Here is a 13,332-nt window from a genome sequence, read left to right as displayed (position 1 = left end):
CCTGCGGTGAGGCAGCTTCAGGAAAATATGGCGCAAAATGTTAATGCGCCGCCGGGGCACAGTTCAACTCTCGCGGCGGGATTCTGCCGCAGTGTTTTGCGGGTGCTTAGAGCTTCTGCTCCAGCAACCGGTTGCGGCGATCCACCTGATGCCGCTGCCAGCGGGCGGCGGCCCAGGCGAGCAGGTGGCGCGGCTGCTCCAGCGACAATTCTGCCGGAGGGTGGAAGCCGAGAAAGCACAGAGCCTGAATCAGGTTGCCAGTGGCACGGGAATCGTCCAGCGCCTCGGCGTGATTCTGCTTGCTGAGCTTCTGCCCGGTTTCGTTCATCACCAGCGGCAGATGGCCGAAGATGGGAGGTTCGGCACCGAGCGCACGGAATAATTGGCGCTGTACTCCGGTACAGTCCAGGAGATCTGCGCCGCGCACCACACAATTCACGCCCTGTTCGATGTCATCCACCACCACCGCCAGCTGGTAGGCGTAAAGACCATCCTTGCGCTTCAGGATCGGGTCTTCCGCGGTGCGCTGGGTTTGCGCACCGTGCCAGAGATCGAGGAAATGTTCCTCCTCGCCTTCGCTGCGAAAGCGCAGCGCACTGGGCGTGGCGTCATTGGGTGGGTTGCGGAGGCAGTCGGCGCGGCGGTGTCCGCCGGAGCGGCGAATCTGGTCGCGGGTACAACCACAGGGGTAGGTCAGGCTTTTTTCCCGCAACTGTTCCAGCGCGTTCAGGTAGAGGTGATGGCGTCGGCTCTGCCACTCGATTGGGCGCTGGCTGTGAAGCTCATGGGCTTCCAGCGCGTGCAGAATCCGCTCGGCGGCGCCGGGCATTTCCCGTGGTGGGTCCAGATCTTCCATCCGCACCAGCCAGTGTCCGCCGTGGGCGACGGCATCCAGATAGCTGCCGACGGCGCATACCAGCGAGCCGAAGTGCAGGGGGCCGGTAGGCGATGGCGCAAAACGACCTATATAGCGTTCGGATGATTTGGTCGGTGAAGACACGGGAGCCGTTGTCAGTGGAGGGGGAGATTCCGGGCGGCTCGGTAATGTGAGCTACCCGGAAAGCACTCGATCAGCCGGAGATCTGCTTCTCTTTGATTTCCGCCAGGGTTTTGCAGTCCACGCACAGGGTTGCGGTGGGGCGTGCTTCCAGGCGGCGGATGCCGATTTCGACGCCGCAGGCTTCACAGAAGCCGTAGTCGTCCTGGTCGATGAGTTCGATAGTGGAATCGATCTTTTTGATCAGCTTGCGCTCGCGATCGCGGGTGCGCAGTTCCAGGCTGAATTCTTCTTCCTGGCTGGCGCGGTCCGCCGGATCCGGGAAGTTAGCAGCTTCGTCCTTCATGTGCGTTACGGTGCGATCCACTTCTGCCATGAGTTCGGCCTTCCAGGCCAGCAGCAGTTTGCGGAAATGCTCCTGCTGCTTCTCATTCATGTACTCCTCGCCCTTCTGTTCCTGATAGGGCTCGAAGCCGTGCAGAGAATCGGATTTCGCAGCAGTATTGGGCATAGTCATTGCCTCTCTCGTAATACGGGCCCTGTTTAATAGGGGCACTACATCCAAAATCAAGCCTTGCAGGCACAAAGCCTAAGCGACCACAGGCTGTATCCTCAGGCCACCGCGGCGACCAAGGCGAGGAAACTATCAAATCTCCGTGGGCTGCGCCACAAAATGTTGTCCGGGGGAATCTCTGAGGACGATCCTCCGGCCAGTTAGGACCCGGATGGTGTATTCTGGCGCTCGATTTTTCGACAGTGCGCCGAATTCATCGGTCAAAACTGACTTTCTGTAGGATGCTTTGTGAAATTTGATCCCGTCCTGGACGAGGGCCTGCTGCTGCGCCGCTACAAGCGCTTTCTCGCCGATGTTCAGCTTCCCTCTGGTGAAATTATAACCATTCACTGCCCGAATACCGGTTCGATGAAAAACTGCTGGGGGGAAAATACACCCTGCTGGTTTTCCGATTCCGGCAACCCGAAGCGTAAATACCGCCACACCCTGGAAATCACCACCACCCCTGAGGGCGCACTCGCCGGGGTGAATACCGGCCGCGCCAATGCACTGGTGGAGGAGGCGATACGCGATGGCGTAATCCGTGAACTGCAGGGCTACGACCGGCTGCGCCGGGAGGTGAAATACGGGGAGGAAAACAGCCGCATCGATCTGTTGTTGAGCGGCGAGGATGGCGACTGCTATGTGGAGGTGAAAAACGTCACTCTGGCAGAGGGCGCACGGGGAATGTTTCCGGATGCGGTGAGTGCCCGCGGTGCCAAACACCTGCGGGAATTGCAGAAACTGGCGGAGTCCGGCGTGCGCGCGGTGCTGTTTTACTGTGTGCAGCACACAGGCATCGAGACCGTGGAGGCGGCCGCGGAAATCGACCCGACCTACGCTGCGGCGCTGGCGCAGGCGGTCAACGCCGGAGTGGAGGTGATTGCCTATCGCGCGGCGCTGTCGGCGGCAGAGATCCGCCTCAGCGAGCGCCTGCCGTTCTTGCCTGAATAGACGCGGCTCAGTCAGCCAGCAGAACGTAAAGCCCGTCCTGGGCGTATTCCACCGGTACCGGTGTCAGCGCGTCCCCGGCACAGGGACCGGCGATGCATTCACCGGTGCTTATCTCGAACAGGGCGCCGTGGGTGGCGCACTGGATCAGGGCCTTTTCCGAGTCCAGGAACTGGTCCGGTTGCCACTCCAGATTGATCCCCCGGTGCGGGCAGATGTTCTTGTAGGCGAACACTTCGCCGTCTTTTTTTACCGCAAACACATTGTCCATGCCGGCACTGTTGTCGCCGAGGGAGAAGCCTTTGGAATCGCCTTCGTTGAGGTCTTCGTAGCGGCAGAGAAAGTGTTTTTGCATGGTCAGTCTTTTCGCATTCTGTCTTGGTGTGGGCCGGCGAGTGTAGCGAATCAGGGCGCGGCGAGCACCAGCGAGGTCTGTAGCGCCTCGCCGTCGCGCAGGTAATCCACCTGCACCCGGTCGCCGGGGCGGTGATTTTCCAGCACGTTCATCATGTCGTCGTAGTTGCCGATGGGGTGGCCGTCGATACCCACAATCACGTCCCCGAGCTGCCAGCCGCCGCGCTCACCGCGGTAGACACCGCGCAGGCCCGCCTTGTCTGCGGGCATGCCCGGGGCGGTGCGCAGTACCGCGACGCCCTTGAAGTCATACTGGCTCGCCCACTGGTCCGGCGCCGATTCGATGCCCAGAATCGGGCGCACCAGGCGGCCGTGGGCGATCAGTTCCGGCACGATCTTTTTCACCGTATCCACCGGGATGGCAAAGCCGATGCCCACGCTCGCGCCGCTGGGGCTGTAGATCGCGGTATTGACCCCGATCAGGCGGCCGCTGCTGTCGAGCAGGGGGCCACCGGAGTTGCCCGGGTTGATGGCGGCATCGGTCTGGATCACATTGCGGATGGTGCGGTTGCCGGTGGCGTCAATCTCCCGGCCCAAGGCGCTCACCACGCCGGTGGTGAGGGTGGTGTCGAGACCGAAGGGATTGCCGATGGCGAGTACCTTGCGACCCACCGCGAGCCCGGCGGAACTGCCGGGTACCAGGGGCTTCAGCAATTCGCGCGGGGCGCTGATCTTGACCACCGCCAGATCTTTTTCCGGCGCGGACCCCACCAGCTCCGCCGACCATTCGCTGCGGTCCTGCAGGGTGATGGTGACTTTGCGCGCGCCTTCGATCACGTGGAAGTTGGTCACCACATGTCCCTGATCGTCCCAGATAAAGCCGCTGCCGGCGCCCTTAGGCACGCTGTGCAGCTTGAGGCTCCAGCGATCGCGCACCAGGGTTTCGTTGGTCACATACACCACGGACGGGCTGGCGAAATTGAATACCTGCATGGTATTCACTTCATCGTCGGTGGCGAACTGGGGAACACGGGATTCTGACTGCGCCAGCGCTAGCGGAGTGAGCAGCAGGAGCAGGGTGGTGGCGAAGCAGGCGGGGAGTTTGCGGGAATTTGACGTCAGTAACATGGCGATGCCCGATTTCTGATCCGGATTTATCGTTCGCTACAGCCGGCTGCGCGCTTGCAGCCGGCTGTGGGCAAATAAGAGTTAACGGCCAGAATTTTGCAGCGCCAGAATCCGATCCTCAAGGGGCGGGTGGCTGGCGAGCAGCGCCGCCATGCTGTTGCCGTAAATGCCAAAGGCTTTCATGTTGGCGGGTAGCGGCTGTTCACGGCCGGCTTCCGATTCCGATTTGATGCGCGCGAGCGCCGCGATCATCGCGCCGGTACTGGCGAGATGTGCGCCTGCGGCATCCGCGCGGTATTCGCGGCGGCGGCTGAACCAGGCGACGATGAACATCGCGAATACGCCGAACACCATGTCCATGATGATGGAGGTGATGTAGTAGCCGATTCCCAGGCCCTGTTCATTGCGCAGCAATACGCGGTCGACAAAGAAGCCAACCAGGCGGGCGAAGAACATCACGAAGGTGTTTACCACGCCCTGGATCAGCGCCAGGGTCACCATATCGCCATTGGCCACGTGGCCGATCTCGTGACCGATTACCGCGCGGGCCTCATCGCGACTGAAGCGCTGCAGAAGCCCTTCGCTCACTGCGACCAGTGCGCTGTTGCGGTTCCAGCCTGTGGCAAACGCGTTGGCCTGGGGCATTGGGAAAATGCCCACATCGGGCATGCCGATGCCGGCTTTCTGCGACAGCTCGCGCACGGTATCTACCAGCCAGCGTTCATCCGCAGTCTGCGGTTGCTGGATGATATGAGTGCGGGTGGACATGCGCGCGAGGGTTTTGGACATCAGTAGGGATATCAGCGAACCGCCGATACCGAAAACCGCACACATCACCAGCAGGCCCGGAAGGTTCAGGCCAACGCCGTTGGCGTCGAGAATGCCCTGAATCCCCAGCAAGTTGAAAATAATACCGACGAGTAGCATTACCGCCAGGTTCGTCAGTAGAAAAAGCCCTATTCGCAGCATCAACCTTCTCCAGAAAAGGATGTTGTAGAAAAGAAAAGCAGAATCATTTTAATCTGCATGACCAATACGGATTGGTCAGAATTCTGGCTCATGGGCAGCGTGGGTTTTCTTGTGACCAGAGCGTTTGTGTTCCGGGGTTTAATAGGGTCGGGATGGCCCTTTTACAAGGGTTTGTCGGTGGGGATTTCGGCGAAACGATGAAGTTTTTATGCATACCGCAGTGCACAAACGGAAACTGATTTCAGGCCGTACGGCAAAGGATAAAAAACTGTGGGAACCTGTAAGTTGGTTGAAAGGCCGGCTGGGTCAGGCGCTGTCTTTTCGCGCGAGCAATTGTTCCGCTTCGCTCACCAGATTGGCCTTGAGGTCAGGATCGAGGTCATTCCAGTGCACATCCATTAGTGCACCTTGCAGTGCGTAGAGTAAAACCCGTGAAGCGTTGATACCGCGGCGGCGAATACTTGCAAAAGCTTCCACCGGGCCAACCCGGTGCAGATCTTCCAGGGTGCGTATGCCAATGGAGTGGAGGATATTGACAGAGGCGAGTCCCAGGTTTTTCAGTTTTAACAACTCTGATTGACTTGGGTGCATAAATTTCTTCCCTGAAAAGTTGAGACTCTCTGGCTGCCGGCGGCCGCCACATCCCGTTTCCATGCGCCCCGCCAAATTGCCGGCGGACACGCTCTGAAGTTTTCCCTTTCGGCCCTTTCCCGAGCCAAAACACAACAGTCGTGCAACATATCACAAAAAAATAAAAGGCCAAACCTTGATCGCTTGCGGGAAAATTGGCGCTACGGCAAGGTGCGGTTTGTGCGCGGCGGTGATACTTGGGCGCCGATTGCGTTACAGTGCCCGGGTGGCACGCGGTGTTCAGTTGGCACATCTGTGCTATTTAGTCACATATGCAGAAAAGCCTAGTCTTGTTTTTGGCGTTTTGCTGCGAGGTTTTTCCAAGGGTGTTTTCCGGAGGTGTTTCGACCATGCACCGACTCCTGCGCGACATGCTGTTCGGGCTCAGCGACGCGCACGTTATTCTCGAACCGGTTTCCGGGCAGTTGATGCACCCGGAGGCGCTCACCGCCTTTGACCAGTTGCGCCGCGACGCCCGCGGGGCAGGTTTCGATCCGAAAGTGGTGTCCGGGTTCCGCAGTTTTGAGCGTCAGCGCACCATCTGGAATGGCAAAGCCTGTGGCCGGCGGCCACTGTTAGACAGCGAATGCAGGGAACTCGACGTGGCGTGTCTGTCACCCGTGGAAATTGTATTCGCTATTTTGCGCTGGTCTGCGCTGCCCGGCGCTTCGCGTCATCACTGGGGCACGGATTTCGATGTGATCGATGCCGCCGCGGTCGCAGACGATTACCGGGTACAACTGACACCGGAAGAGGTCGCGGACGAGGGCGTATTCGGCCCGTTCCACTGTTGGCTTGATCAGCGCATCGCCGAAGGCAAAAGCTACGGGTTGTTTCGCCCCTATGCGGAAGATCGCGGCGGTGTCGCGCCGGAGCGCTGGCATTTGAGTTATGCACCGCGGGCGAAAGAGTTTCAGCAACTGCTCACCGGCGATCTTTTGTGTGAGCAACTGCAGTTGTGCCAGCTGGATGTGAATGGCGATGGGGAAGGCGCAGGTGTGATACTTTCAGATACCATCTGCGAAAACATGGAAGCAATTTTTGCGCGTTTTATTACTGTGCCGGAAGAGGCCTACCCCAAGAATATCCATCGTCTGTAAGGCAGCTTTTGCTGCCGCACCGCGGGTAGAATCGGGAACCAAAGTTAGATACGGGAGCGGATGCCATCAACGAGAGTGAGCTGAAACATCGCGAAATCTGGTCCACCATGCGCGCGGAAGCGGCGGCGGCCGCTACCGGGGAGCCGGTGCTGGCCAGTTATTTCCACAACACGGTTTTGCGTCATCGCAGCCTGGATCGTGCGTTGGCGTACCAGCTGGCATCGGTACTGGATCACGCAGCCCTCACCGCCACCGCGTTGCAGGAAGTTATCGCTGCAGCATTGGCGGACGATCCGCAAATTTCCCACTGTATGCAGGCGGACATCTGCGCCTGGTTTGATCGCGATCCCGCCTGTGACCAGTACCTGACACCGTTTCTCTACTTCAAGGGCTTCCACGCACTGCAGTCTCACCGCATCGCCCATTGGTTGTGGAAAAAGGGCCGCCACACGCTGGCGCTGTATTTCCAGAGCAGAGTGTCGGAGCAGTTTGCTGTGGATATCCATCCGGCGGCCACCTTTGGCTGCGGTATCATGATCGACCACGCCACTGGCCTGGTGGTGGGGGAGACCAGCGTGGTGGGGGATGATGTCTCCATCCTGCACTCGGTCACCCTGGGTGGCAGCGGCTGCGGTGGCGGCGACCGCCACCCGAAAATCGGCCGCGGTGTGATGATCGGCGCCGGGGCCAAGGTACTGGGACCGGTCAATATCGGCGAGGGCGTAAAAATTGCCGCCGGCAGCCTGGTGCTGCGGGATGTACCCGCGCATGCCACCGTTGCCGGGGTCCCGGCGCGTATTGTCGCGGCAAAAAGTGCGGAAGAGCCCGCGTTTACCATGGACCAGACACTGGATTCCGACGAATGAATCCGATTGAATAGATCGCAGCAAAAAAATGACAAGCCGGCACAACGGCAACACTATCGAACGAGACTCTTGCATGTCTGAATCCACTTACAGCGTGATTTTTCGCGGCGACCTGCAGCCGGGATACACCGTCGCCGACGTCAAAGCGAACTTTGCCCGCCTGTTCAAAATCGCTCCGGAGGGTGTGGAAAAGCTGTTCTGTGGTCGCCCGCTGGCGATCAAGAAGGGGCTGCCGCTGGCACAGGCGGAGCATTTGCAGGCCACGCTGGCAAAGCTGGGGGCGCAATCCTCGCTCAAGTCCGAAGTGGAGCCGGTGGCGGCGGTCGCGCGGCCCGCACCTGAGCCCAGCCCAGAATCCGTGCTGAAACCTGAAACTGAAGCGTCGGTACCTGCAGCCCCGCAGCCCGCGGCCGAGGCAGGACTCTCACTGGCGCCGATGCAGGGCTACCTGCTGAAAGAGCACGAGCGGAAAAAGGAAGAGCAGGCGCAGGTATCGACCAGCCACCTGAGCCTGGCGCCCAGCGGTGGCAATCTGGTGGACGCGTCGGAGCTTAGTCGCCCCGTTCCGCAGCCGGTGCAGGTACCGGACTGGAAGCTCAACACCGCGGCGACCTTCAAGATCGCCGATTGACCGGTGAGGTTTATCTGGCGGGGCTGCTGAAACGTTTTCTTGCCCGCGCCACTTCCCCGCGGGCCTGGCAGTCTTCCAGGTGATCGTTGATCAGCCCCATGGCCTGCATAAACGCATATACGGTGGTGGGGCCGACAAATTTCCAGCCGCGCTTTTTCAGGTCTTTGGAAATTGCGGTGGAGATGTCCGAGGTGGAGCGGGTTTGCGGTGCATCCAACTCGCTCTCCCCGGGTTCAAAGCGCCAGAAATAGGCCGCCAGTGAACCCTCCTGCGCGACCATGTCGCGGGCGCAGCGGGCGTTGTTGATCACCGCTTCAATCTTGCCCCGGTGGCGGACAATGCCTTCATCCTGCAGCAGCCGTCCTACATCGGCCTCGCCAAATTTCGCCACCTTGTTGAAATCAAAATTTCGGAATGCTTTGCGGAAATTTTCCCGCTTGCTGAGGATGGTGCGCCAGCTCAGCCCCGACTGAAATCCCTCCAGGCAGAGTTTCTCAAACAGGCGCTGGTCGTCGCCGACCGGGAACCCCCATTCGTTATCGTGATAGGCGATGTACTCTGCGGTCGCCAGGCACCAACTGCACCGCGGCTTTCCGTCCGGCCCTTTTTCCGTGCTCGGCATATCCTCTGTTTCCTGTGAAAAAGTGTTATCGAAGAGGGAGAGGCGAATCTGAAGGCACAAAAAAGCCGGCACAGGGCCGGCTCTTTCGTGAAGGGGGGCGATCAGCCCTCTTCTTTCAGGTAGCGCTCGCGCGAAGCCATGACTTCTGCGCGCGCGGCTTCGGCGTCGGCCCAGCCGTCTACTTTCACCCACTTGTCGGCTTCGAGTTTTTTGTAGTTCTCGAAGTAGTGCTCGATCTGCTTGATCAGCAGTTCCGGCAGGTCGCCGATTTCCTGTACGTGGTCGTACAGTTTGGTCAGCTTGGTGTGCGGTACCGCCAGCAGTTTGGCGTCTACACCGGATTCGTCGGTCATGTTCAGCACGCCGATCACGCGGGAGCGGATCACGGAACCGACCATTACCGGGTACGGAGCCACAACCAGCACGTCCAGGGGGTCACCGTCTTCAGACAGGGTCTGAGGCACGTAGCCGTAGTTGGCCGGGTAGAACATTGGGGTAGCTACGAAACGGTCTACGAATACCGCGTCTGCGTCCTTGTCGATCTCATACTTGATCGGCGCGTGGTTGGCCGGGATCTCGATGATGACGTTGATATCGTTGGGCAGGTCTTTGCCCGGGGAAACCTTCTCGAAGCTCATGACAGTTCCTGAAGTAGTGGATGATCGAAAAATTCGGAGCGCGGATTATATACCCTGAGCGGACGCTAACATAGCCGCCAGCCAGAGGAGGCTGAATCCGGCATTTTTTGGCGGATTGACTATGCTGTAGGCAGGATTCCGCCCGCCGCCTGCAGGCGACGGTCCGGTCACAATAATGGAGCCCCTCATGGACGAGTCCACCGAACTGCCGCCGGCGTCACCGGTATCTGTCACCCCATCCCCTCTCTCCAGTGCCGCGGTTGCCACAGCCACTGCGCCTCTCAGCCCGCGTGAGGTGCGCACGGTGGAGCAGGCGAAGCAGATCGTAGAGGCTCGCGGCCTCAGTCATGTGAAGGTGGGGCTGTTTGATAACGATGGGGTGATGCGCGGCAAGTACATGAGCCGCGAGAAATTCTTTGCCTCTCTCGACAAGGGATTCGCCTTCTGTGATGTGGTGCTGGGATGGGACGTTCAGGATCAGCAGTACGACAACACCCGCTATACCGGCTGGCATACCGGTTATCCGGATGCGCCGGTGCGCATTCTGCCCCACACCTGCCGCGATGTGCCGTTTGAAGAGGGCATGCTGCTGTTCCTGGCGGAGTTCGATGGCGCGTCGGAAGCAGTGTGCCCGCGGGCGCTGCTGAGGCGGGTGATCCAGCGCTGCGAGCAGGCGGGGTTCGCCCCCTTCGGGGCGCTGGAATACGAGTTCTTTGTGTTCGACGAAACCCCGGATTCCGCCCGCGCCAAGGGTTACCGCAACCTGAAGCCGTTCACCCCCGGCTGGTTCGGCTACTCGATGATCCGCAATTCGGTACACGCGGACCTGTACCACGAGATCCTGGAGCTGGCGGAACGGATGGATTTCCCCATCGAGGGGCTACACACCGAAACCGGCCCCGGGGTACTGGAGGCGGCCATCGCCGTGGATGACGTCGGCGCAGCGGCGGACAAGGCGGCGCTGTTCAAAACTTTTATGAAGGTACTGGCGGAGCGCCGGGGGTTGATGGCGACCTTTATGGCCAAGTGGTCCAACGACTATCCCGGCCAGAGTGGGCATATCCACCTGTCACTGCGTAACAAAAAGGACAACAGCTCGGCATTTTTTGCCGAGGGCCAGCCCCATTCCATGAGCGAAACCCAGCGGCATTTCCTCGCCGGGCAGCAGCGGCTGATGCCGGAACTGCTGTGCATGGTCGCGCCCACCATCAACAGCTATCGGCGCATGATCCCGGGCTTCTGGGCGCCCACCCACGCCACCTGGGGGGTGGAAAACCGCACCGCCGCGCTGCGGGTCATTCCCGGCAGCGACAAGTCCCAGCGTCAGGAATATCGCCTGGGCGCGGCCGATGCCAACCCCTACCTGGCGCTGGCGGTTGCGCTGGGCTCCGGCCTGTACGGTGTGGAGCAGGGCTGGGAGCCGGGCAAAAACGTGGAAGGTAATGCCTACGCCCAGGAACAGCCGCAGGAACTCGCGCTGCCGCGTACCCTGTGGGATGCAGCCCAGCGCTTGAAGCAGTCTCAGGCCGCGCGGGATCTGTTCGGGGATGCATTTGTGGAGCACTTTGCCGCGAGTCGCGAGTGGGAGGAGCGCGAGTTCCGCAAGCATATCGGCGACTGGGAGCTGCAGCGTTACTTTGAAATCATCTGATAGAAAAATTATCTGAAATTACTGGTTGCCGCCGGGCAGGTTCTCGATCCCCACCTGCCGTGTGCGCATAGCTATTGGCAGGACTTATACATTGTCATGCAAAGACTTCAGTGCATTTCCCCCATCGACAACAGTGTTTACACAGAGCGCCCTCTGGCCACGGCATACGAAATCCAGAATGCCCTGAGCCGTGCGGAGGGCGCGCAATTGAGTTGGAAGCAGGTTCCGATTGCCGAGCGCGCGGCGCTGGTGCGCGCGGCGGTGAAAAATTTGCAGCAGAAAAAATCTGAACTGGCGCTGGAGATCTGCTGGCAGATGGGCAGGCCGGTTGCCTATGCCGGAGGGGAGATCGACGGACTCGCCGAGCGCGCGCTGTATATGGCCGATCTGGCGGAATCCGCCGACGGTCCACTGGGCGATATTCAGCTGCCGGAAAAGGCCGGCTTCCGGCGCTTTATTCGCCGTGAGCCGCTGGGTACCGCGTTCGTAATTGCGCCGTGGAATTATCCCTACCTCACCGCAATCAACGCGGTGGCACCGGCGCTATTGGCCGGTAACAGTGTGATCCTCAAGCACTCGGCACAGACGCCGCTGTGCGCGGAGCGGCTGGTGGAAGCCTTTTCGGAGGTGGGGCTGCCGCAAGGGGTTTTCCAGTACCTGCACCTGGATCACCGGGACGCGGAGCAGATCGTGATTAACGGCAGCGTGCAGCATGTCGCCTTTACCGGCTCCGTTGCAGGTGGTGCGGCGATGGAAAGTGCGGCGGCCGGTCGCTTTCTCTCTGTTGGGTTGGAACTCGGTGGCAAGGACCCTGCCTATGTGCGCGCGGACGCGGACCTGGAGCACGCAGTGGCGTCGGTGGTGGACGGGGCCTTTTTCAATTCAGGGCAGTCCTGTTGCGGTATCGAGCGTTTATATGTGCACCATACCCTGTTCGATGAATTCGTGCTGCGGGCGGCGGCACTGATTCGTAACTACCGCCTCGGTCGTCCCGATGATACCGCTACCACGCTTGGACCCATGGTGCGTGCCGGAGCGGCCGACTTTGTACGCGACCAGATCGACGAGGCGGTGGCGCAGGGCGCGGTGGCGCATATCGACGGCGGCGAATTCGAACTGGACCAGCGCGGCAGTGCCTACATGGCGCCGCAGCTGCTGACCAACGTCAATCACAATATGCGGGTGATGAGCGAGGAGTCTTTCGGTCCGGTGCTGGGGGTGATGCCGGTAGCGGATGACAATGAGGCGCTGGCGCTGATGAATGACAGCGAATATGGCCTCACCGCGGCGATCTATTCCGCAGACGAAGACGCGGCATTGTCACTGGGTGACGGGCTGCAGACCGGTACGGTCTTTTTAAATCGCTGCGATTATCTCGATCCGGCTCTGGCCTGGACCGGAGTGAAGAATTCCGGTCGCGGCTGCACATTATCCGGCGTCGGCTTCGAACATCTCACCCGTCCCAAATCCTTTCACTTCAAACTCGTGCCCTGACCATGACGGACAAATCCTTTTTCACCAACTGGAATTACCCCACTGCGATGCGAGTGGGTGCCGGGCGAATTTCCGAATTGCCGCAACTGTGTCGCGAAATGGGCATGGCGACGCCGATGCTGGTGACCGATCCCGGCCTTGTGTCGCTGCCGATGGTGCAGTCGATAGTGGAAAACTCGCTGGTGGCCGGGTTGCCGCTCGCGGTATTCAGTGAGATCAAGGGAAACCCCACCGGCGCGAATGTGAGTGCCGGTGTGGCCGCGTTCAGGGCGCACGGTTGCGATGGGGTCATTGCACTGGGCGGCGGGTCCGCGCTGGATGCGGGCAAGGCGATTGCACTCATGGTGGGGCAGACCCACCCCATCTGGGAATTTGAAGATGTCGGTGACAATTACCTGAAGATAAACACTCACGGCATGATGCCGGTGATTGCGATTCCCACCACAGCGGGTACTGGCTCCGAGGTTGGCCGTTCATCCGTTATTACCGATGAAAATGCCAGGCTTAAAAAAATTATTTTTCACCCGAGGATGCTGCCGGAAATCGTATTGCTTGATCCCATTCTCACCCTGGGATTGCCGGCGCAGATCACGGCCGCGACCGGCATGGATGCGCTGTCCCACAACCTAGAAGCCTTCTGTGCTCCAAACTTCCACCCTATGGCGGAGGGAATTGCACTGGAAGCGATGCGCCTGATCAGCGTGTATCTTCCGCGCGCCGTCGCCGATGGGGGTGACCTGGAAGCGCG

At 60.1% G+C, this 13,332-nt stretch carries 15 protein-coding genes; 7 read left to right on the top strand and 8 right to left on the bottom strand.

Annotation, left to right across the window (positions count from 1 at the left end):
* Positions 1 to 106: 106 nt before the first annotated feature.
* Both gluQRS and dksA read right to left on the bottom strand, forming a co-directional pair.
* Positions 107 to 1,000, bottom strand: coding sequence for a tRNA glutamyl-Q(34) synthetase GluQRS (gluQRS, locus tag VIL80_RS02885; RefSeq protein ID WP_332034653.1), 894 nt, complete (start codon positions 998 to 1,000; stop codon positions 107 to 109).
* A gap of 70 nt (positions 1,001 to 1,070) precedes the next feature.
* Entirely contained in the window at positions 1,071 to 1,508 is a 438-nt protein-coding gene (gene dksA / locus VIL80_RS02880) for an RNA polymerase-binding protein DksA (RefSeq protein WP_043317502.1), read from the bottom strand.
* Between the two features lie 291 nt (positions 1,509 to 1,799).
* Between dksA and sfsA the strand changes: the two genes are divergently transcribed.
* Positions 1,800 to 2,504, top strand: coding sequence for a DNA/RNA nuclease SfsA (sfsA, locus tag VIL80_RS02875; protein WP_332034652.1), 705 nt, complete (start codon positions 1,800 to 1,802; stop codon positions 2,502 to 2,504).
* Positions 2,505 to 2,511: 7 nt separating this feature from the next.
* On the opposite strand, the gene VIL80_RS02870 is transcribed toward sfsA, so the two are convergent.
* The 4 genes from VIL80_RS02870 to VIL80_RS02855 all read right to left on the bottom strand — a co-directional run bounded on the left by VIL80_RS02870 (position 2,512) and on the right by VIL80_RS02855 (position 5,543).
* Positions 2,512 to 2,856 carry a Rieske (2Fe-2S) protein gene (locus VIL80_RS02870; protein ID WP_332034651.1) on the bottom strand — a complete coding sequence of 115 codons (345 nt, stop codon included), beginning with the start codon at positions 2,854 to 2,856 and terminating at the stop codon, positions 2,512 to 2,514.
* Between the two features lie 50 nt (positions 2,857 to 2,906).
* Positions 2,907 to 3,983 carry a S1C family serine protease gene (locus VIL80_RS02865; protein ID WP_332034650.1) on the bottom strand — a complete coding sequence of 359 codons (1,077 nt, stop codon included), beginning with the start codon at positions 3,981 to 3,983 and terminating at the stop codon, positions 2,907 to 2,909.
* Between the two features lie 81 nt (positions 3,984 to 4,064).
* Complete coding sequence (htpX, locus tag VIL80_RS02860; RefSeq protein ID WP_332034649.1) at positions 4,065 to 4,952, bottom strand: protease HtpX; 888 nt, start codon at positions 4,950 to 4,952, stop codon at positions 4,065 to 4,067.
* A gap of 306 nt (positions 4,953 to 5,258) precedes the next feature.
* Positions 5,259 to 5,543, bottom strand: a complete 285-nt coding sequence (locus VIL80_RS02855; RefSeq protein WP_332034648.1) for a TfoX/Sxy family protein — start codon at positions 5,541 to 5,543, stop codon at positions 5,259 to 5,261.
* A gap of 389 nt (positions 5,544 to 5,932) precedes the next feature.
* Between VIL80_RS02855 and VIL80_RS02850 the strand changes: the two genes are divergently transcribed.
* From VIL80_RS02850 to VIL80_RS02840, 3 genes are all read left to right on the top strand, one after another.
* Positions 5,933 to 6,682, top strand: coding sequence for a M15 family metallopeptidase (locus VIL80_RS02850; RefSeq protein ID WP_332034647.1), 750 nt, complete (start codon positions 5,933 to 5,935; stop codon positions 6,680 to 6,682).
* A gap of 107 nt (positions 6,683 to 6,789) precedes the next feature.
* A complete protein-coding gene (cysE, locus tag VIL80_RS02845; protein WP_332034646.1) occupies positions 6,790 to 7,548 on the top strand; it encodes a serine O-acetyltransferase in 759 nt (252 codons plus the stop codon).
* Between the two features lie 73 nt (positions 7,549 to 7,621).
* Positions 7,622 to 8,179, top strand: a complete 558-nt coding sequence (locus VIL80_RS02840) for a hypothetical protein (RefSeq protein WP_332034645.1) — start codon at positions 7,622 to 7,624, stop codon at positions 8,177 to 8,179.
* Positions 8,180 to 8,189: 10 nt separating this feature from the next.
* On the opposite strand, the gene VIL80_RS02835 is transcribed toward VIL80_RS02840, so the two are convergent.
* Both VIL80_RS02835 and ppa read right to left on the bottom strand, forming a co-directional pair.
* The gene (locus VIL80_RS02835) at positions 8,190 to 8,801 is read right to left on the bottom strand and encodes a DNA-3-methyladenine glycosylase I (protein ID WP_332034644.1); all 612 of its coding nucleotides are present in this window, start codon (positions 8,799 to 8,801) and stop codon (positions 8,190 to 8,192) included.
* A gap of 101 nt (positions 8,802 to 8,902) precedes the next feature.
* Positions 8,903 to 9,439, bottom strand: coding sequence for an inorganic diphosphatase (gene ppa / locus VIL80_RS02830; RefSeq protein WP_332034643.1), 537 nt, complete (start codon positions 9,437 to 9,439; stop codon positions 8,903 to 8,905).
* Between the two features lie 187 nt (positions 9,440 to 9,626).
* On the opposite strand from ppa, the gene VIL80_RS02825 reads away from it, so the two are divergent.
* The 3 genes from VIL80_RS02825 to VIL80_RS02815 form a co-directional block, all read left to right on the top strand.
* Complete coding sequence (locus VIL80_RS02825; protein ID WP_332034642.1) at positions 9,627 to 11,090, top strand: glutamine synthetase family protein; 1,464 nt, start codon at positions 9,627 to 9,629, stop codon at positions 11,088 to 11,090.
* 96 nt (positions 11,091 to 11,186) lie between these two features.
* A complete protein-coding gene (locus VIL80_RS02820) occupies positions 11,187 to 12,584 on the top strand; it encodes an aldehyde dehydrogenase family protein (RefSeq protein WP_332034641.1) in 1,398 nt (465 codons plus the stop codon).
* A gap of 2 nt (positions 12,585 to 12,586) precedes the next feature.
* A partial coding sequence (locus tag VIL80_RS02815; RefSeq protein WP_332034640.1) for an iron-containing alcohol dehydrogenase occupies positions 12,587 to 13,332 on the top strand: 746 nt, incomplete at its 3' end.

The organism is Microbulbifer sp. (assembly GCF_036563125.1).
Taxonomy (GTDB): domain Bacteria; phylum Pseudomonadota; class Gammaproteobacteria; order Pseudomonadales; family Cellvibrionaceae; genus Microbulbifer.
This window is presented reverse-complemented; position numbering and strand designations above follow the sequence as displayed.